Raw genomic sequence first — 17,099 nt, 5'->3', positions numbered from 1 at the left:
TGCCGCATGGACATCGGTGTGGTGCTGCAATGCACACCCCCCGCCTCCAGGGTGGTCGAACTGGCCAGGCAGGCCGAGACCCACGGGTTCTCGCACGTCTGGACCTTCGACTCGCACCTGCTGTGGCAGGAGCCCTACGTCATCTACAGCCAGATCCTGGCCGCCACCAGGAAGGTCGTCGTCGGCCCGATGGTGACCAACCCGGCCACCCGGGACTGGACGGTGACCGCGTCGACCTTCGCCACGCTGAACGACATGTTCGGCAACCGCACCGTGTGCGGCATCGGCCGCGGCGACTCGGCGGTGCGCACCCTCGGCGGCAAGCCGACCACCCTCGCCACCCTGCGCGAAGCCATCGAGGTGATCCGGGAGCTCGGTAACGGCCGCAGCGCCAGGGTCGGCGACACCATCGTGCGGTTCCCGTGGGCCGGCGCGTCCCGGCTCGAGGTCTGGATGGCCGGATACGGCCCGCGCGCACTGGATCTGACCGGCGAGGTCGCCGACGGATTCATCTTGCAGCTGGCCGACCCGGACATCACCGCGTGGACCATCGCGCGGGTGCGGGCCGCCGCGGAGCGAGCGGGGCGCGACCCCGGCTCGGTGCGGATCTGTGTCGCCGCACCGGCTTACGTGACCGACGGATCGGAGGCCGCGCTGACGCACGCCCGCGAACAGTGCCGCTGGTTCGGCGGCATGGTCGGTAACCACGTGGCCGACATCGTGGCGAAATACGGTGCGGGCAGCGATGTTCCGGCCGCGCTCACCGAATACATCGCGGGCAGGCAGGGCTACGACTACAACCAGCACGGGCGCGCGGGCAACACGCACGCGGACTTCGTCCCCGACGCCATCGTGGACCGGTTCTGCCTGATCGGCACGCCCGACGACCAGCTGGCCCGGCTGCGTGAGCTGGAGAAGCTCGGCGTGGACCAGTTCGCGGTCTACCTGCAACACGACGCGAAAACCGCGACGCTCGAGGCGTACGGCGAATCGGTGCTGCCCCGGCTGGCCCACCCCGTCACCGCGACGGAAGGCGCGTGATGACGGCGTTGATCGCGGGTGTCGCCGCGGCGATGGCGTTGGCACTGATCGAGTTCGGTCCGCATCGAGTCGATGAGCAGGCGGTCGCCGTGCGGGTGGAGGACGAATGAGGAGGAAGCCTGGAGCGGCCCGCGTGGTCTACGCGGTGACCGTTCTGGTGCTGGTGCTCGCGCTCTGGGAGTTGGTGAAACTCGTTGTCCCGGAACGCGGTGTGAGCATCGGCGACCAGCGGATCCTGCCGCGTACCGGCGATGGCGCGCTGCCGCACGTGTGGTCGGTGGTGACGGTGCTCGGCGAGCGGGACAACTCCGGCACGGTCGGCGAAACCTTGCTGCGGACAGCGGGATTCACCTTCGGACTGGCCTTGCTCGCGCTGCTGATCGGCACCGTGGTCGGCGTGGCGCTGGCCATTCTCATGCAGCGCTTCGGCTGGGTCGAACGTGGTCTGTTGCCGTACATCATTGTGTCGCAAACGGTTCCGTTGATCGCACTGGCCCCGCTGGTGGCCGGATGGGGCGGCAAGATCGTGATCGCGGGTGAGCCGTGGCGGCCGTGGATGAGTATCGCGGTGATCGCGTCGTACCTGGCATTCTTCCCGGTGGCGGTCGGCATGCTGCGTGGTTTGCAGGCGCCGTCGAAAGCGTCGGTCGAACTGCTGCACAGCTATTCGGCCAGCTGGTGGGAAACACTGGTGCACTTGCGGTTTCCCTCCGCCGTCCCACACTTCCTGCCCGCCTTGCGACTGGCCGCCGCAGCCTCGGTGATCGGCGCGGTGGTCGCGGAGATCTCCACCGGCACCGCGGGTGGAATCGGCAGGCAGATCATCGTTTTCGCCCAGCAGGCCACCGGCGACGCATCGAGGCTCTATGCCGCGGTGCTGGCCGCGGCCCTGCTGGGAGTCGCGGTCACCGCCGTCGTCGGCCTCGCCGAACTGGCATTGCGTCGCTACAGCCGCCCTGCCGGGGCGAGCGGCTCGCCGGGAGCGGCTCGATGAACGACCGCGCCGGGACCGTCGAACTCGGCCCCGCGCATCACTATCACCGTCCGCCTCGATGGGCGGGCAGCTTTTCAGGAGGTATCCGTTGACCGCCAAGGCACAACCGGCCGTCGCCACGGCGACACCAGAGCCGGATTCGGCGGCCGAGCAGTCGGGTGCCGACCTCGCCGTACCGGCCGCCGAGCGCATCGCCGCGGTGGAACTCGCGGACGTGGGCAAGATCTACGCCGCCGGCTCGGTCACCGCGCTGTCCGACGTCTCGCTGACCGTCGCCGCGGGCGAATTCGTCTCGCTGATCGGCCCTTCCGGCTGCGGCAAATCGACCCTGCTGCGCATCATCGCCGACCTCGAGCAGCCGACCGGCGGCACCGTCACGGTGCACGGCAAGACCGCGCGCCGCGCACGGATCGACCAGGACTACGGCATCGCCTTCCAGCAGTCCGGACTGCTGGACTGGCGCACCGTGCAGGCGAATGTCGAACTGCCGCTGGAACTGCACAAGGTGCCGAAGAGTGAACGCCGCACGCGCAGTGCGGAATTGCTGGAGATGGCCGGACTGACCGACTTCGCCAAGCGCTATCCCGCCGAACTGTCCGGCGGCATGCAGCAGCGGGTCGCGATCGTGCGCGCGCTGGCCCCCAAGCCGTCGCTGTTGCTGATGGACGAACCGTTCGGCGCGCTCGACGAGATGACCCGCGAACGGATGCAGGGTGAGCTGCTGCGCATCGCGGGGGAGACCGAGGCCGCCGTGGTCTTCGTGACGCACTCGATCCCGGAGGCGGTGTTCCTGTCCGACCGGGTGGTCGTCATGTCGCCGCGGCCGGGGCGCATCACCGAGATCGTGCCGACCGGGGGCTGGGGCCGGCGCGACGCGGCCGAGGCGGGCGACGACGTGCGGTCCAGCCCGGAGTTCTTCGAGGCGGTGGCCGCCGTGCGCGAGGCGCTGCGCGGCGGTCACGGCGACCCGCTCGCCGGGCGGGAGGTCTGATGTCCTGGAAATCGGCGCTGCCATGGCGAACGGTGTTGCCGCCGGTGCTGTTCGGCGTCGGCGGGCTGGCGCTGTGGCAGGTGCTCACCGTCGTCGCCGGGGTGCCCTCGTTCCTGCTGCCCGCGCCCACCGCGATCGCGAGCGAGTTCACCGAGAACTTCGGCCGCATCGCCGACGCCGCGACCGCCACCGGCACCAATGCGCTGATCGGCCTGCTGGTCGGCGCGGTGCTCGGCATCGTCGCGGCGATGCTGGCCGTGCGGTTCCGTCTGGTCGAGGGATTGCTGACGCCGCTGTCCGCCGCCGCGGCCGCGGTGCCGATCGTTGCCCTTGCGCCCCTGCTGAATTCGATGTATTCGACCACCACGGACACCCCGCGCCGGATGGTCGTCACCATCGTCGTGTTCTTCCCGATGTTCGTCAGCACCGCCAGGGGCCTGCGCCAGGTCCCGCAGGTCCACACGGACCTGATGACGTCGTACGCGGCGGGCGGCTGGCAGGTCACCCGCACCGTGCGGTTGCCCGCGGCGCTGCCGTACCTGTTCACCGGCCTGCGCATTGCCGCGCCGGGCGCGGTGATCGCCGCTATTATCGCCGAATATTTCGGCGGATTGCAGAACGGTCTGGGCAGCCGCATCACCTCCGCCGCCGCCAACACCGCCTACCCGAGGGCCTGGGCCTATGTGGCGGGCGCCGTGCTCGTCGGCCTGCTGTTCCTCGCCGCCGTCCTCCTCCTCGAACAACTCACCCGCAGACCCCGCACCACCCTCTGGAGAGCTAGATGATGAAGTCCCCCAAGCGATTCCGTGCCTGTCTGGCGCTCGCCGCGCTGGTCGCGGCCGCGCTGACCGGTTGCAGCACCACCGACGGCGGGTCCACCACGACCGCCGACGGGCTCACCAAGGTCAAGTTGCAGCTGCAATGGTTCAAACAGGGACAGTTCGCGGGTTACCTGGCCGCGGTCGACCAGGGTTTCTACAAGGAACAGGGCCTGTCCGTCGAAATCCTGGACGGCGGAACGGATATCGTCCCGCAGACCGTGCTCGCGCAGGGCCAGGCCGACTACGCCATCGCCTGGGTGCCGAAGGCGCTGGCCTCCCGCGAGGCGGGCGCGGGCATCACCGACGTGGCGCAGATCTTCCAGCGCTCCGGCACCAAGCAGGTCTCGTTCAAGTCGGAAAACATCCCCGACGCGGCCGCGCTGCGCGGCAAGACGGTCGGAAACTGGGGCTACGGCAACGAATTCGAGCTGTTCGCCGGCATGACCAAGGCGGGCATCGACCCGGCCAAGGACGTCAAGCTGGTGCAGCAGCAGTTCGACATGAACGCCTTCCTGGGCAAGGACATCGCGGCCGCGCAGGCCATGTCCTACAACGAGTACGCCCAGCTGCTGGAGACCAAGAACCCGGCCACCGGAAAGCTGTACACGGCAGACGATTTCGCGACCATCGACTGGAACGCCGAGGGCGTCGCGATGCTCCAGGACGCGATCTGGGCCAACACCGAGAAGCTGAAGGACGCCAAATACCAAGAGCAGACGGTGAAGTTCATCGCCGCCTCGCTCAAGGGCTGGATCTTCTGCCGGGACAACGTGGACAAATGCCGCGACATCACCGTCGCCGCGGGCAGCACGCTCGGCGCGTCCCACCAGCAGTGGCAGATCAACGAGGTGAACAAGCTGATCTGGCCGGCACCGGCGGGCATCGGCATGGTCGACAGCACGGCCTGGGCCCGGACGGTGAAGATCGCCAAGGACACCAAGAACCAAGAGGGCGCAACGGTGTTGAAGAAGGACCCGGACGCCGCCGCCTACACGAGCGACTACGTGATGAAGGCACTGGAGCAGCTGATGTCCGGTGGCGTCGATGTGACCGGCACGGGTTACGCGCCGAAGCAGGTCACGCTGACCGAAGGGGGTAAGTGAGTTCGATACCGGCCGCGAGGAGGCCCCGCGATCGATCGTCTCGCGGGGCCTCAGCGTGGGGTCAGCGCGATGACCACGCCACCCTGCTGCCAGGTCTGATACAGGTCGGCCCGGTTCGGCGAGCCGTCGGCGGTGAACCCGATTCCGTTGAACTTCGCGTTGGTCTTGTTGTCCCTGGCGATGATCTCGTACAGCCGCATGACGTCCTGCTCGCCGGTGTGCACGATCGGATCGAAGGTGCGCGGCTTGCTGCCCAGCGAGGCCTCGACCGGGTCGCCCGCTTGCAGGTTCTGCACCCACGGCCGCAGGGCGGTGCCGATCAGCAGGGTGCCGTTGTGGTCGGTGTAGGCCACCGGCACGTCGTAGACCTTGCCCGACTTGCGGCCGACGACGTGCAGGGTCAGCAGGTGCTTGCCGATGAAGCCGGAGATCACCGGCAGGCGCAGCAGCGTCCGGACGACCTGGTTGACCGTGCCCTGATACGACCGCACGGGTTCCGGGCCGGTGGTGGACGGTGTGCCATAAGGGTTTTCGGCCGGTGATTGATCAGTCATGACCCCAGTATGGTCGCCGCGGTCACGCGTCGTCGGCGTCGAGTTCGCGGAACACGGCCAGCGCGGCGGGCTGGCTGGCGAAGTCCAAGCGCTTGGCCGTGTGGTTGACCTCGCCGTCGGTGGCCAGCGAGACCGGCGCGCCGTCGACCTTGACGTCCAACCGCCCGACGCGCTGATGCACGTAGGTGTCCGAGCGGTTCAGCGTCCCGGTGAAGGTCGCGAAGATCAGCCGGAGCCGGGAGAAGCGCAGATCCGCACGGAGATAGCGGACGTCGAGGGTGCCGTCGTGCAGGCGCGGCCGCGACATCGGGATCTGATCGGCGGGGTGGTACGCGCCGTTGCCGAGGAACAGCATCCAGAGGGCGCTGTGCTTGCCGTCGAGCGTGGCGTGCAGCGGTTGCGCGCGGAACAGCACGCACAGCATGGCGATTCCGGCCGCGGGCCACTTGCCGATCCGGCGTTCCCAGCGCTCGCGCAGGCGGACGAAGTCGGGGTAGCCGCCGAGGCTGGCGGTGTTGACGAAGGTGCGTTCCTCGTCGTCGTCCAGGCGCACCCGGGCGGTGTCGATGAGCACCAGCTGACCCGACTCGAGCGCGGCGAGCGTGGTCACCGGATTCTCCACGCCGATGTCGCGGGCGAAGTGGTTGAGCGTCCCGCCGGCGAACACCGCCAGCGGAAGGTTGTGTCGCACAGCGGCTTCCGCCACGGTCGACACCGTTCCGTCGCCGCCGAGCACACCGAGCGCGGCGATGTCGTCACGCCGCACCCGTGCGTCGATCTCGGCGACGAGGTCGATATCGCCTTCGAGTTCGAGGATCTGCGCCTCGGGCAAGCGACCGCGCAACAGGTCGGCCAGTTCGCCGCCGTCGTCGGTGCCGGAGGACGGGTTGACCACGAACAACAGGCCGCGTCCCTCGGGCAGCGGTTCGGTCCGTTTCGCCGGGCCGAGCGTGGCGGGCTCGTCGTCGCGCACCGCCCACCACCGCCTGGTCGCCAGCGCGACCCCGGAACCCAGCGCCGCCCCGACCACCACGTCGGAGGGCCAGTGCACGCCGATATGCACGCGCGAATAGGCGACCGCGACCGCGAGCGGCGCGATCACCGCGGCCGTGCCGGGTGACTCCAGCGCCACCGCGGTGGTGAACGCCGCCGCTGAAGCCGCATGGCCGGACGGAAACGACGACGACACCGGCGGTTTGACCAGCCGCCGCAGCAGCGGCACCGCCTCCACCGGCGGTCGCCGGCGCGGGAACAGCGGCTTGGCGACCCCGTTCGCGACGCCGCTGGCCAGGCTCACCGCCGCGAGACCGCGCACCGCGCCGCGGCGCTGGGCCCGGCCGCCCGCCACGAACAGGACGGCGGCGATGCCCATCCAGAGGCGACTGTGGTTGGCGCTCATGCTGAGTGAGCGCAGCAGCTGGTCGGCGGGCGACGGCCGCAGGCGCGCGGTGCGCTGCACCAGGCGGCGGTCGAAGGCGTTGATCGTACGGAGTCGTTTACGCATCGAATCGAGCTTATCCAGCGAGCGGACAATCAAACGGTGTCGCGGCCCCTTTGTCGCCCGTGGCGGAAATGTCGCTCGGTACGCTGCTCGCATGACATCTGGGCCGACCGAGATCTGGCACAACCCGCAGTGCTCGAAGAGCCGCACCGCCACCAAGTTCCTGGACGAGGCCGGCGTCGAGTACGCGGTCCGGCGCTACCTCGACGCGCCGCCGACCGCCGACGAACTGCGGGATGTCTTGCGGCGGCTCGACGCCGAGCCGTGGGACATCACCCGCACCGGCGAGCAGATCGCCAAGGATCTCGGGCTGGCCGAGTGGGGACGCACGGCCGCCGACCGGGACCGGTGGATCGCGGCGCTGGCCGAGCATCCGCGGCTGATCCAGCGGCCCATCGTGCTGACCGCGGACGGCGGTGCGGTCGTCGCGCGCGACGACGCCGCGTTGCGGTCGCTCGAATAACCCGTAAGTACCCCGATAGTGGTGTCCCTGCCGCCGCGAATCAGGCGGTAGGGTCGGCGATTATGAAGGTACAACTGCGCCACAACCCGGCGTCCACCATCGCGCGGTGCTTCCTCGCGGGCGGCGAGCCGATGCGGGTCGAAAGTGGCGCCATGGTCGCCCATTCGGCGGGAGTCACGTTGGCGGCCAAGGCCGAAGGCGGCATCCTGGCCGGACTGAAGCGCTCGGTGCTGGCCGGCGAATCGTTCTTCGTCTCGACGTTCACCGCGCCGCAGCAGGGCGGCTGGGTGGACGTCGCGCCCGCACTGCCCGGCGACATGCTGAACTTGCAGATCACCCAGGACCGCCCGTACTTCATCAGCCGCGGCGGCTGGATCGCGAATTCCCATGGCGTGCAGGTGGAAAGCAAGTGGGGCGGGTTCGCGAACCTGTTCGGCGGCGAGGGCGGCTTCGGTCTGCGCGCGCACGGCGAGGGCGAGATCGTCGTCGGTGTGTTCGGCGCGATCGACGTCATCGATCTGCAACCGGGCGAGCCGATCACCATCGACACCGGGCACGTGGTGGCCTACGACCTGGCGATGAACTTCACCATCCGGCGCGCGGTGGTCGGGCGGTCCATCCAGTCGCTGAAGTCCGGTGAGGGTTTCGTGTTCGACTTCGTCGGGCCGGGCCGGGTGCTGCTGCAGACGAGAAATCCTGGCGCTTTCGCTGCGTGGGCGAGTTCGGTAGCCTCCTCCGGGTAATCGCCCCATCGATAGACCCGACATACGGAGAACCATGGAATTGCTCGAAGTTTTTGCCAACATTGCCACCACCCTGCTGTCCCTGGGGAGCGGCAGCGCGGCTTGACCGCGTAGTTGAGTAAGACGAGCGTCCGGGGGTAGCGCTCAGGTGAGTAGATCGCCGACGAGTACCCGGGTGTCCGGCACGAACGGCCAATCCGGGTCTGCCAGGTGGGCACGCAATTCCGCGTCCGTCCACCACCAGCCGTCGGCGATCTCCTCGACCTGGTGGCGGATCGGTCCGTCGTAGCGCAGTTCGAAGGCGAAGAGATGGCAGCGCATGGGGCGGCCCTGCCACTCACCATCCCAGGCCACTTTTGCCGCTGGCCGTAGCGCATCCGCGCTGGTCAGCGTGATGCCGAGTTCTTCGGCCACTTCTCGAACGGCCGTTTCTTCCGGCGATTCTCCGGGGTCGATCACCCCGCCCGCCAAGCAGTCGTGCAGGCCCGCGAAGACCATCTTGGTGTCGGTGCGGCGATGCACGTAGATCCGCTCGCCGTCGCCGGAACGCACCAGCACACCGGCACTGGCGTGCCACAGTCCGTCGCGATAGACCGCGGCCCGGTCGGCGGCGCCGACCGCCTGACCCGCCGCGTCGTAGACCGCGATCATCTCGGATTTCTGCTGTACTGGTTCGGGCTGCGCTGACACCGGTCGAGAGTAGCGTTAGCGTCGCTCGCAGACTCGAGAGAGGACCGCGCCGATGGTGCTTCCCCGCGCACTGGCGAAATTCAACCGGTATGCCACCAATCCCGCGGCGGGTCTGCTCGCCGGCCGCGTCCCCGGATTCGCCCTCGTGCAGCACAAGGGCCGAAAGTCCGGTCGCGAGTATCGAACTCCGGTGTCGCTGTTCCATCGCGGCGGCGTCTACCGGATCGCGCTGACCTACGGACGCAATGTCGACTGGGTCAAAAACATCAGTGCGGCAGGCACTTTCACGGTGCACACGCGTGGGCGGGCGATAGAGCTGACGGATCCCGCCGTGCTGCACGACCCTTCGGCCCAGTGGGCGCCCGCAGCAGTCCGTCCGTGGCTGAAGGCGTTGTCGGCCGCCTACTACGTCGAAGCACGGCCCGCGGCCGAGTAGCGGTCCGCCGCTGACCTCGGCGGCGGCAGGCCACCTTCGCTGACCCGGACGGCAATTCCTTTGTGCTGCAAGCACCTCCGGCGCAGGCCTGGTAGCGCTGAGCGAACTTCAGGAACGCGAACATGCCGCAGCGAACCAAAGCCGGCACGGTCGACCTGTTGTTCGGCGCGCTGGCCGACCCGACCCGCCGGGACGTCCTGGACGGACTGCTGGACGGCGAGCAGACTATCGCCGAGCGCTTCGACATGGCCCGGCCCACCGTGTCCGAGCATCTGAAGGTGCTGCGCGATTGCGGGCTGGTCACCGAGGAGAAGCAGGGGGAGAAGTGCGTGGGAAATGGGAGGGAATCATGGTGAAGCGGACTGTGGCAATGGGTTTCGTGGTGCTGGTGGCGAGCGGACTCGGCATGCTGATCGGGGTGGGTCAGGCGGCGGCGAGTGCGCCGCAGTCCAAGGTTTATCCCGGGCTGTCGTTGAGCGAATGCCTGAAGCTCACCGATGACGCGCGGCGCAAGGGTGCGGTCACGGCGCAGTGCCTGCCCGATGGTCCGAACAAGAAGGCAGTCATCACGTTCCGGTAGGCGGCGGTGGGGCGGAACCGTACTGCCGGTTCCGCCCCGTCCCCAGCTCAGCGCGTTATCGACGGCGGGCCGGCTTTGCCGCGGATCCTGCGTGACCTGGCTTGGCTGCCGACTTTGCTCCGGATCCCGCGTGCACCGACTTCGCCCTGGGTTTCGGCGCCGACCGGGCGCGGGCGGGTTCGGCCTCGGCTGCCGACTGCGCCTGGCCCGGCTTGCCGCCGGGTTTCGTAGCCGATTGCGCGCGGACCGGTTTGGCCCCCGGCTTGGGGGTCGAGGGTGCGCGGTTGGGCTTGGCCCCCGGCTTGGGCGCCGACTCCGCGCGGACCGCCGCGACCCGCGCCGCCTCCGCCGCGGCCTCGGCATCGAGTCGGTGGTACACGAAATGTTGTTGGGCCAATGTCCACGCGTTGTTCGTCACGAAGTAGAGCAGGATCGCCACCGGCACCAGCGCGCCGCCGATCAGCGCGAACGCCGGGAAGGCCCACAGGCTCAGCGGGCGCATCAGCGGGATCTGGGTGTTCTCCTGCCGGTTCAGCGAGGCCCGCGCGGTGAAATGCGTTGCGACAGCGGCGATCAGCATCAGCGGGACGGCCACCACGGCGACCGTTGCCAGGAGATCGCCCGCACCGCCGAGGATGGCCGAGAGCGGGGCGCCGAACAGCTTCGCGTGCAGGAACGACTGCACGTCGGTGGCACTGAACACGTAGTTGGGCGTCGCGGCGTTCTGCTCCGGCGTCATCGGGGTCGAGGTGGCCTGGAAGGGCAGGTGGCTGAGGCCTGCGGTGCGATCGAACGAGCGCAGCACATGGAACAGGCCGATGAATACGAAAACCTGACCGATCATCGGAATCAGTGTCGCGAAGCTATTGATGCCGTTGTCTTTATAGAGCTTCTGCATTTCCTTCGCCTGAAGGGCGCGATCGTTTTTGTATTTTTGTTTCAGTCTGGAAACATCGGGTTGCAATTTTTTGACAATTGCTTGGGTGCGCGCTTGTTTCAAGAAAGGTACAAACAGGACGGCGCGGAGGGTGAGTACGAGGAATATCACCGAAAGCACCCAGGCGAGACCGCTGGCGGGTCCGAACGCGGCGGCGAAGAGGTAGTGCCAGACCCAGAGAATGGCGGACACCGGGTAATAGACGAAGTCGAGCATGGACAGCACCTGACTGTGGGCGTGCGTGCGCGCACGAGAACGGAAGGGGTCGACGACAACGCCGACGACGCCCCGCAGCAGGTGCGGAGACGGTCGTCAGGCGGTCGGGAACCCTGGCGCTCGTGGGCGCGGACGCCCGGGAGTGTCCGGATTGCTCTGCCGCAGGAAAGAGCCACGTCGGCGCCGTTGCGCGGACGGTGGCGGGCCGGAACCGACCTGGAACAGCGGCAGCGCCGCGGTGGTGTGCAGGGTGGCCAGCGCGACGAACAGCGAGGCCGCGACCATACCGACCACGGCCACCGAGCCGGGCTCGCCGGCCGGTATCGCGAAGAGCACGAGCGCGGGCAGCACGAATGCGACAACCGCATACGTCATCAGCTGGACCCGCGAGATCATCCTCCGAGCATACTGGCTCCGCGCGCGACTGTGCCCCGCCATCCCGGCGAAAACCGGAACGACGGGGCCAGTCGAGGAGGTTCAGCTCAGAGGCTGATGTCCCAGTCCACGTCGCGGCTCATCATCGACGGCGGCAGCCCGAACGTGCGCCGGCACGTCCTGGTCAGGTGCGAGCTGTCCGCGAACCCGGCCGAGTCGGACGCGGTGTCGACGTCGTCACCGGCCATGACGCCGTTCATCGCGATGTAGAGCCGCAGCCAGAGGATGTACCGGCGCAACGGGATCCCCACCTGCTCGGTGAACAGGTGGGTCAGCCGGGTCGCCGAGATCCCCAGCTGCCGGGCTACATCCGAGCCGCGGACCGACCCGTCCTTGACCATGTCGGGCAGCAACTGCAAGGCCGCGGTCACCACGCCGTGCCGGTCGTCGAGGCCTACGGTCGCGTTGTCCCGCAGCAGATCCGCGAGCACGTCGGCCACGTGCCCGGCCAGCCGGCCGTGCGCGGGATCGACGTTCAGCCCGTGCACCCAGCCGTGCAGGTGCGCGCGCCGGTCGGCGGCCGCACCGGCGATGGTCTCCGGGTCGAGGTAGATCGCGAGACCGTGCCTAGCCCCGTCACAGACCCGGTGCGGCGCGTCGGTGGGAATGATGATGTGCGTGCCCTGCTGCCGCACGCCGCTGCCGTCCACCACGGAGATCGGGGTACAGGCGGCCATGATCTGCACGGCGTGATGGGCGTGTAGTTCCGTCGGTAGGATTTCGCCCTCGAACGCCAGAATGCCGGGCCGAAGTAGCGCAGTGCCCCGCCACTGTGCCGTGTCGGTGGCTTCGGCGTCCGATGACGTCGAGAAGTCGTTGCTGACCAGAGCCTTCATCATCGGACGCTCCCGGCTTTCACGAGGGAAATCCTCGCTGGATCCTGTGCTGAGACTATCGGGTTCGGCTCCCCGGCCGTCGTAGTTTGTCGATCGCCGGAGCTCGAACGGGTCCTTCGTTCCGCGACCCGGCACCCACGTCGTAGTGGGTACCGGACCAACGGGTCGAGACGGGTTGACGCTGGGCGAGTACCGGCCCGTCATACCCGGACCGAGATCGCTGCGGACAGGGTCGCGGCGACCTTGTCGAGGAACTCACCGATCAACCGCCCGGAGGTGGGGGTGGTCGGGAAACGGGTGCGCAGGGCGAGCCCGTCGTCGGTGCGGGTGAACCACAGCTGCACGTCGTCCAGTGGTGCGCTGCGACTGAGCTGGGCCGGATTGCGGGGGACCGTGCGGGTCGTGTCGCTGCGCGATCCGCCCGGTAGCCGCCGGTAGTCGGTGTAGGAGACGCTGAACAGATCCTGCCTGCTCCGGCGCAGGTCAGAGCCCATCGCGGCGAGAACGCGGCTGGCCGGGACCTGCGCCAGCCGCTGCCCAGACCGGACCGCGTCGTCGGCCGACTGCGCGGTGGCGCAGAAGTCGTGCGCCACCGGCACATGGGCCGGCGCGTTCGACACCAGCCAGCCGAAGGTGTTGTGGTGCCGCGGTTCCCGCCGGGTGTGCACCGGGAACACCAGGTCGATCCCGGTACGCCCGCCGAGCTCGGCTGCGGCCATCGCGACCGCGGCCAGCAGCGCCGCGAACATCGAATACCCGTCGGCCCGCGACTTGCGATGCAGCGCGTCGGTGGCCATCGAGCCGAGCAGCAGCCGGACGTCGCTGCCGAACGGTGCCAGCGTCCCCGCGGGGACGCCGAGCTCGAGCGGGAAGTGCGGCAGGTCGTTGCCCGCGGCGTGCAGGAAGTCGCGCCACGACCGGATCAGCGGACCGGTGGCCGCCGCCGGAATCGCGGCCTCCCTGGTCGAGTAGGTGAGGAAGCTGCCCGGCTCGGGGAGCCGGTCGGCGGCCGCGACGGCAGCGTCGTGGCCGTCCTCGCAGGCCGCCCGGTAGAGCTCGTCCAGTTCGGCCACCGCGATGGTGATCGACCAGGCGTCACACACCGCGTGATCGAATCCGCAGACCACCGTGGAGGTGTCCGCCCGGCTGATCGCGCCGAGGAAGTACGGCGCGAAGGTGAACGGTGAGCACGCCTGATCGAGCCGGTCGCCGAGGACGGTGCGCAGGTCCTCGGTGGTCGCGGTCTCGACTGCAGGCTGTGAGACGAGCCGGATGTCGCTGTCCACCACCACGTGCACCGACGGCGGCTTGCCGTCGGACGGCGGTTCGAAGCTGCAATGCAGCGCGTCGTGGCGCGGCAGCCACACCGAAAACGCCGTCTGCAATGCGGATTCGTCGATCGGGCCTGCCACGTCGAAGGACGCGGCGAGCCAGGTCGTCGGCCCGCCCGAGGACAGGTGGATCGCCTGGTTGGAGGACGGGGGTGTGGCGTCGGGCGTGGGTCCGGGCTCGGCGACCGCGGCCCATTCGAGCAGGGTGCCCGGTGGTGCATTCAGTTGGTCGAGAAAAAGCAACTGCATCATGACCTCGCGAGAGCTGGTGCGGTGACCGCGAAATCACCGGTTTCGGCGATGGCGCGCAAGATGGTCCGGATCTGCCCGAGATAGTCGGCGGCCGACTTGTGCGCGACCGGCGTGTCCGGGTACATCATCGTGACGTGCAGCCGCTCCAGCTCACGGTTGAACCAGATGGGCGAGGTCTGCCCGATCTTGCTGCGTGAGCCGAGACCGTTGATCCCGGAGACGCCGGGCATCGCGGCCTCCAGCGCAGGGCCGGACACCGCGCGCATGTCCAGGTAGGACACCCACGGCCAGTCCGTGGTGACCGGCAGCGGCGAACCGGTGAGCGCGGCCGCCCGGTCGAGCGCGGCATGGATCGGGACGTTCGACAGCGGCTTGGTCCAGTCCAGCGCGACCCCGGCGCGGCCGATCAGCTCGGTGAACCGCTGCGCGCCGTCGAGCTCGAACGCGATCGGCATCAGGTTGATGAACCAGCCCTGCGCGAGCTGATACTGCGGCTCGCTGCGGGTGCCGACCACGTTCATGCCCAGGTAGCTGGTCCGGCCGGCGAATTCGAACTCGGCGAGCGCGACCGCGGCGTACAGCCCCGCGGAGAACGAACCGCCCGCGTTCTTGCAGGCCGCGGCGAACGCGTCGATCTCGGCCGCGTCGAGCATGTCGACCTTGGTGCCGAAGCTGTCGGCGACTTCACCGGGCGCGAGGCCCAGCTCGATCGGCAGCGAACGAACCTGGTGCCCCTTCTCAGCGAGCAGGCCCGCCAGCTGTTCCAGCTCCGGCGGCTGGGCGGCGACCGCGGCACGCTCGGTCCTGGCGAACTCGACGTAGCTGCCGACCGGCGGTAGCACGGGCTCCTGGCCGGTGCTGAACGCGGTGTAGAGCGCGTGGAATTCGTAGGTCGACGTGAGCACCGACATGCCGTCGGTGAACGCGTGGTCGGCGCTGTAGACGATGGTGAATCCGTCCGCACCGTGGTCGATCGCGCAGCAGACGATCGCGGGCCAGCGCGTCGGATTCGCGTTGGCCTTGAACTTCGCGACCAGGGTGTCGCGCAGCTCGCCGCTGTCGGTGAAGGTGGCCAGGGTATGGGTTTCCAGGTCGACCGCCGCCGGGTCGAGCAGGTACCTGGTCAGCCCGAACCCGCCGTCGGATTCGTCGATCCGGAACCACGAGCGCAGGGTCTCGTGGCGTTGCAGGAACGCGATGTAGGTCCGGCGCAACGCCTCGGCGTCGAGCGGGCGCGCGACGGTGAAGCAGAACGAGAGCTCGGAGGCGAGCGGGTCGTTGGTCTGCCTGCGCGCCGACCAGCGGCGAATGTGCGATTCCTGCAGGTAGGTCGCGGGAATGTCGGAGGGCGCGGTGGTTTCGGTCGCCGCCTGGCTCGTCGCGGTGGTGGTGAACTCGAGTAGCACGCCGGGTTTCGGCTGCCAGTGCTCGGTGAGGGTCATCTCTACCATGACAGCGGCGCTCCTTCGATCGGACGGATTCGGGCATCGCCGTAGCGGGTGAGCTCGGCGAGGAGGTCGCGCATGCGCAGCACATGGCGGTGGACGTCGCGGGTTGCCTTGGTGGTGCCCGGATAACGCATGTTGAGCGTCACGCCCAGCGGGGTGCGGGCGATCCAGAAGTAGAACTCGTTGCTCGACACGTTGCTGCTGCGCAGGATGCAGGCACCGGTCTCGGTCCAGGTCGCCGCGCAGGGTGCGGAGCGGATATCCATGTAGGACACCATGAACGAGATGCTCGGCTGGGCGCCGAGCAGTTCGCACACCCTGGCGAACGGCACCGTCGCCGCGCCGTTGGTGCGCCGCAGTTCCTCGCCTGCCGGGGTGATCAGCTCGGCGAGCGTGCGCGCCGTTCCGCAATCGAGCTGGAACGGGGCGAGCCCGACGAACCAGCCGAGTGTCTCGGCCCACTGCGGGTGGGAACGGGTGTGCAGCGGGATCACGGTGCGGAAATCGCGGCCCGCACCGAGCTCGGTGGTGGTCACCGCGAACGCGGCGAGTAACAGGGCGAACAGACCCTGACCGTGCTCGCGCGCTATCCGTGCGGCGGCATCGGCGGCATCGGCGTCGAGCAGCTCGACGGACAGGGTGCGTTGCGCACCCCGGCGTGGTGTCTCAGCGGTGTCGACGAGATCGATCGGCGCCGCCGCGACCCGGCTGAGGGTGCCGGCCGGACTGTCGTTGTAGGTGTCTTCCAGGAAGAACGTCCGCCAGGTGTCGACCGCGGGATGCTCGGCGGTGGTCGCCGCGGCGCGGATGCGTTCGTCCTGGCTGAAGTCGACGTAACTGCCGGTGTCGCGCAGCTGGGCGGGTTCACCGGCGCGGGCGGCGTTGTACAGCGCGAGCAATTCGCCGCTGGTCGAGACGCTGGAGTAGCCGTCCATGATCGAGTGGTCGGCGGCGAAGATGACGGTGACGCCGGTGCGACCCGCGATGGTCACGCAGACGTAGGACGGCCACCGCAGCGGTGACGTTCCGTCGTCGATCAGGCTGTTGACCAGGCGATATGTCGCCATCGTCGAGGTCGGCGCGCCCGCGTCGACCGGTTGTACCCGGATCTCACCGGGCGGCAACGTGTATCTGGCCGGCTGGCCGCCCTCGATGGCGACGTGCGAGCGCAGACCCTCGTGCCGGTCGATCCAGGCGTCCAAGGCGGTACGCCAGGCTTGCGGGTCGAGCGGTCCGTCGATCCGGAACGCGTGACCGAGCCAGTAGTGGCGCCGATCCCGTATTCGACTGTGTTCCACCGCATCTCGAAGATGATGCTCGTGATTATAGGAAACGGCTCGAGTATCTCGCGGCCAGTCGGCCCAGTGCGAAGTGGCAGTCGGGAGCCACTCGATCACACGGCCGCTCGGCAACGGATAATCGGCCAGTTCGATGAATTCCATGACACACCTTCAGCTGCCCATCGGCGATCCCCATGCGCGGTAAGGGAATTGCCGATCCGAATAGTGACAAGAATTTCGGCCTGCATCCGAGAACTTTGTCCGAACGGTCCCGGGACGTCATCGTCGGACCGGAACGAGACAAACTGTAGAAGAAATTCTCGGTGAATGTGACGGTGAGCCTGATCACCGGTATTTGCCCCACAATCGCGGACAACGGCGTTGCGGGCGGCGCAATAGCCGGGTGCAACGCCGCTGCCAGCGAGGATGTGAAACGCTTAATGTTCA

The 17,099-nt window shown here is 68.5% G+C and carries 19 protein-coding genes; 10 read left to right on the top strand and 9 right to left on the bottom strand.

Features of this window, described 5'->3' with window-relative positions; genetic code table 11:
- The first annotated feature begins 6 nt into the window (after nt 1-6).
- From AB0M22_RS24280 to AB0M22_RS24260, 5 genes are all read left to right on the top strand, one after another.
- Nucleotides 7-1,041: a TIGR03842 family LLM class F420-dependent oxidoreductase gene (locus tag AB0M22_RS24280; protein WP_364730946.1), complete on the top strand. Its 1,035-nt coding sequence runs from the start codon at nt 7-9 to the stop codon at nt 1,039-1,041.
- Nucleotides 1,042-1,147: 106 nt separating this feature from the next.
- Entirely contained in the window at nt 1,148-2,035 is an 888-nt protein-coding gene (locus AB0M22_RS24275; RefSeq protein WP_364730944.1) for an ABC transporter permease subunit, read from the top strand.
- 88 nt (nt 2,036-2,123) lie between these two features.
- A complete protein-coding gene (locus AB0M22_RS24270; protein WP_364730941.1) occupies nt 2,124-3,026 on the top strand; it encodes an ABC transporter ATP-binding protein in 903 nt (300 codons plus the stop codon).
- Nucleotides 3,026-3,811, top strand: coding sequence for an ABC transporter permease subunit (locus AB0M22_RS24265; RefSeq protein WP_364730938.1), 786 nt, complete (start codon nt 3,026-3,028; stop codon nt 3,809-3,811). Before AB0M22_RS24270 ends, AB0M22_RS24265 begins: the two co-directional genes overlap by 1 nt.
- The gene (locus AB0M22_RS24260; RefSeq protein ID WP_364730935.1) at nt 3,808-4,950 is read left to right on the top strand and encodes an ABC transporter substrate-binding protein; all 1,143 of its coding nucleotides are present in this window, start codon (nt 3,808-3,810) and stop codon (nt 4,948-4,950) included. The genes AB0M22_RS24265 and AB0M22_RS24260 overlap by 4 nt, the downstream gene beginning before the upstream one ends.
- 50 nt (nt 4,951-5,000) lie before the next feature.
- Here AB0M22_RS24260 and AB0M22_RS24255 read toward each other — a convergent pair whose 3' ends face one another.
- Nucleotides 5,001-5,504 (bottom strand): hypothetical protein, encoded by a 504-nt coding sequence (locus tag AB0M22_RS24255; protein WP_364730932.1) that lies wholly within the window; start codon nt 5,502-5,504, stop codon nt 5,001-5,003.
- Nucleotides 5,505-5,526: 22 nt separating this feature from the next.
- Nucleotides 5,527-7,008, bottom strand: coding sequence for a phosphatase PAP2 family protein (locus tag AB0M22_RS24250; RefSeq protein ID WP_364730929.1), 1,482 nt, complete (start codon nt 7,006-7,008; stop codon nt 5,527-5,529).
- Between the two features lie 91 nt (nt 7,009-7,099).
- Here AB0M22_RS24250 and AB0M22_RS24245 point away from each other — a divergent pair, with 91 nt between their 5' ends.
- Together AB0M22_RS24245 and AB0M22_RS24240 are read left to right on the top strand one after the other, a co-directional pair.
- Nucleotides 7,100-7,468 carry an arsenate reductase family protein gene (locus tag AB0M22_RS24245; protein ID WP_364730927.1) on the top strand — a complete coding sequence of 123 codons (369 nt, stop codon included), beginning with the start codon at nt 7,100-7,102 and terminating at the stop codon, nt 7,466-7,468.
- 62 nt (nt 7,469-7,530) lie between these two features.
- Entirely contained in the window at nt 7,531-8,211 is a 681-nt protein-coding gene (locus AB0M22_RS24240) for a TIGR00266 family protein (RefSeq protein WP_364730925.1), read from the top strand.
- 144 nt (nt 8,212-8,355) lie between these two features.
- On the opposite strand, the gene AB0M22_RS24235 is transcribed toward AB0M22_RS24240, so the two are convergent.
- A complete protein-coding gene (locus tag AB0M22_RS24235; protein WP_364731954.1) occupies nt 8,356-8,862 on the bottom strand; it encodes an NUDIX domain-containing protein in 507 nt (168 codons plus the stop codon).
- A gap of 91 nt (nt 8,863-8,953) precedes the next feature.
- On the opposite strand from AB0M22_RS24235, the gene AB0M22_RS24230 reads away from it, so the two are divergent.
- From AB0M22_RS24230 to AB0M22_RS24220, 3 genes are all read left to right on the top strand, one after another.
- Nucleotides 8,954-9,337 carry a nitroreductase family deazaflavin-dependent oxidoreductase gene (locus AB0M22_RS24230; RefSeq protein WP_364730922.1) on the top strand — a complete coding sequence of 128 codons (384 nt, stop codon included), beginning with the start codon at nt 8,954-8,956 and terminating at the stop codon, nt 9,335-9,337.
- A gap of 122 nt (nt 9,338-9,459) precedes the next feature.
- Nucleotides 9,460-9,693 carry a metalloregulator ArsR/SmtB family transcription factor gene (locus AB0M22_RS24225; protein WP_364730918.1) on the top strand — a complete coding sequence of 78 codons (234 nt, stop codon included), beginning with the start codon at nt 9,460-9,462 and terminating at the stop codon, nt 9,691-9,693.
- Nucleotides 9,687-9,917, top strand: coding sequence for a hypothetical protein (locus AB0M22_RS24220; protein WP_364730916.1), 231 nt, complete (start codon nt 9,687-9,689; stop codon nt 9,915-9,917). Before AB0M22_RS24225 ends, AB0M22_RS24220 begins: the two co-directional genes overlap by 7 nt.
- 55 nt (nt 9,918-9,972) lie before the next feature.
- Here the strand turns inward: AB0M22_RS24220 and yidC are convergent, their stop codons facing one another.
- The 6 genes from yidC to AB0M22_RS24190 all read right to left on the bottom strand — a co-directional run bounded on the left by yidC (nt 9,973) and on the right by AB0M22_RS24190 (nt 16,670).
- Entirely contained in the window at nt 9,973-11,070 is a 1,098-nt protein-coding gene (yidC, locus tag AB0M22_RS24215; RefSeq protein WP_364730914.1) for a membrane protein insertase YidC, read from the bottom strand.
- A gap of 96 nt (nt 11,071-11,166) precedes the next feature.
- Nucleotides 11,167-11,466 (bottom strand): DUF6412 domain-containing protein, encoded by a 300-nt coding sequence (locus AB0M22_RS24210; RefSeq protein WP_364730912.1) that lies wholly within the window; start codon nt 11,464-11,466, stop codon nt 11,167-11,169.
- An 86-nt stretch (nt 11,467-11,552) separates the two neighbouring features.
- The gene (locus tag AB0M22_RS24205) at nt 11,553-12,344 is read right to left on the bottom strand and encodes a helix-turn-helix transcriptional regulator (RefSeq protein WP_364730909.1); all 792 of its coding nucleotides are present in this window, start codon (nt 12,342-12,344) and stop codon (nt 11,553-11,555) included.
- A 197-nt stretch (nt 12,345-12,541) separates the two neighbouring features.
- On the bottom strand, nt 12,542-13,924 hold the full coding sequence (locus tag AB0M22_RS24200; RefSeq protein ID WP_364730906.1) for a condensation domain-containing protein: 1,383 nt from the start codon (nt 13,922-13,924) through the stop codon (nt 12,542-12,544).
- Complete coding sequence (locus tag AB0M22_RS24195; RefSeq protein ID WP_364730903.1) at nt 13,921-15,375, bottom strand: condensation domain-containing protein; 1,455 nt, start codon at nt 15,373-15,375, stop codon at nt 13,921-13,923. The genes AB0M22_RS24200 and AB0M22_RS24195 overlap by 4 nt, the downstream gene beginning before the upstream one ends.
- Nucleotides 15,369-16,670 carry a condensation domain-containing protein gene (locus tag AB0M22_RS24190; RefSeq protein WP_364730901.1) on the bottom strand — a complete coding sequence of 434 codons (1,302 nt, stop codon included), beginning with the start codon at nt 16,668-16,670 and terminating at the stop codon, nt 15,369-15,371. Before AB0M22_RS24190 ends, AB0M22_RS24195 begins: the two co-directional genes overlap by 7 nt.
- Between the last annotated feature and the right edge of the window lie 429 nt (nt 16,671-17,099).

Origin of the sequence: Nocardia sp. NPDC051756 (assembly GCF_040681495.1) — a bacterium.
GTDB lineage: Bacteria > Actinomycetota > Actinomycetes > Mycobacteriales > Mycobacteriaceae > Nocardia.
The sequence above is the reverse complement of the archived record's forward strand: the minus strand, read 5'-3'. Positions and strand labels throughout refer to the sequence as shown.

What these genes read in the sequence shown, in the direction of transcription:
- AB0M22_RS24230 (WP_364730922.1), top strand. Translation starts at nt 8,954, where the DNA reads ATGGTGCTTCCCCGCGCACTGGCGAAATTCAACCGGTATGCCACCAAT.
- AB0M22_RS24225 (WP_364730918.1), top strand. Translation starts at nt 9,460, where the DNA reads ATGCCGCAGCGAACCAAAGCCGGCACGGTCGACCTGTTGTTCGGCGCG.
- AB0M22_RS24250 (WP_364730929.1), bottom strand. Translation starts at nt 7,008, where the DNA reads ATGCGTAAACGACTCCGTACGATCAACGCCTTCGACCGCCGCCTGGTG.
- AB0M22_RS24245 (WP_364730927.1), top strand. Translation starts at nt 7,100, where the DNA reads ATGACATCTGGGCCGACCGAGATCTGGCACAACCCGCAGTGCTCGAAG.
- AB0M22_RS24265 (WP_364730938.1), top strand. Translation starts at nt 3,026, where the DNA reads ATGTCCTGGAAATCGGCGCTGCCATGGCGAACGGTGTTGCCGCCGGTG.
- AB0M22_RS24255 (WP_364730932.1), bottom strand. Translation starts at nt 5,504, where the DNA reads ATGACTGATCAATCACCGGCCGAAAACCCTTATGGCACACCGTCCACC.
- AB0M22_RS24220 (WP_364730916.1), top strand. Translation starts at nt 9,687, where the DNA reads ATGGTGAAGCGGACTGTGGCAATGGGTTTCGTGGTGCTGGTGGCGAGC.
- AB0M22_RS24200 (WP_364730906.1), bottom strand. Translation starts at nt 13,924, where the DNA reads ATGATGCAGTTGCTTTTTCTCGACCAACTGAATGCACCACCGGGCACC.
- AB0M22_RS24280 (WP_364730946.1), top strand. Translation starts at nt 7, where the DNA reads ATGGACATCGGTGTGGTGCTGCAATGCACACCCCCCGCCTCCAGGGTG.
- AB0M22_RS24275 (WP_364730944.1), top strand. Translation starts at nt 1,148, where the DNA reads ATGAGGAGGAAGCCTGGAGCGGCCCGCGTGGTCTACGCGGTGACCGTT.
- yidC (WP_364730914.1), bottom strand. Translation starts at nt 11,070, where the DNA reads ATGCTCGACTTCGTCTATTACCCGGTGTCCGCCATTCTCTGGGTCTGG.
- AB0M22_RS24235 (WP_364731954.1), bottom strand. Translation starts at nt 8,862, where the DNA reads ATGATCGCGGTCTACGACGCGGCGGGTCAGGCGGTCGGCGCCGCCGAC.
- AB0M22_RS24260 (WP_364730935.1), top strand. Translation starts at nt 3,808, where the DNA reads ATGATGAAGTCCCCCAAGCGATTCCGTGCCTGTCTGGCGCTCGCCGCG.
- AB0M22_RS24205 (WP_364730909.1), bottom strand. Translation starts at nt 12,344, where the DNA reads ATGATGAAGGCTCTGGTCAGCAACGACTTCTCGACGTCATCGGACGCC.
- AB0M22_RS24240 (WP_364730925.1), top strand. Translation starts at nt 7,531, where the DNA reads ATGAAGGTACAACTGCGCCACAACCCGGCGTCCACCATCGCGCGGTGC.
- AB0M22_RS24210 (WP_364730912.1), bottom strand. Translation starts at nt 11,466, where the DNA reads ATGATCTCGCGGGTCCAGCTGATGACGTATGCGGTTGTCGCATTCGTG.
- AB0M22_RS24195 (WP_364730903.1), bottom strand. Translation starts at nt 15,375, where the DNA reads ATGGTAGAGATGACCCTCACCGAGCACTGGCAGCCGAAACCCGGCGTG.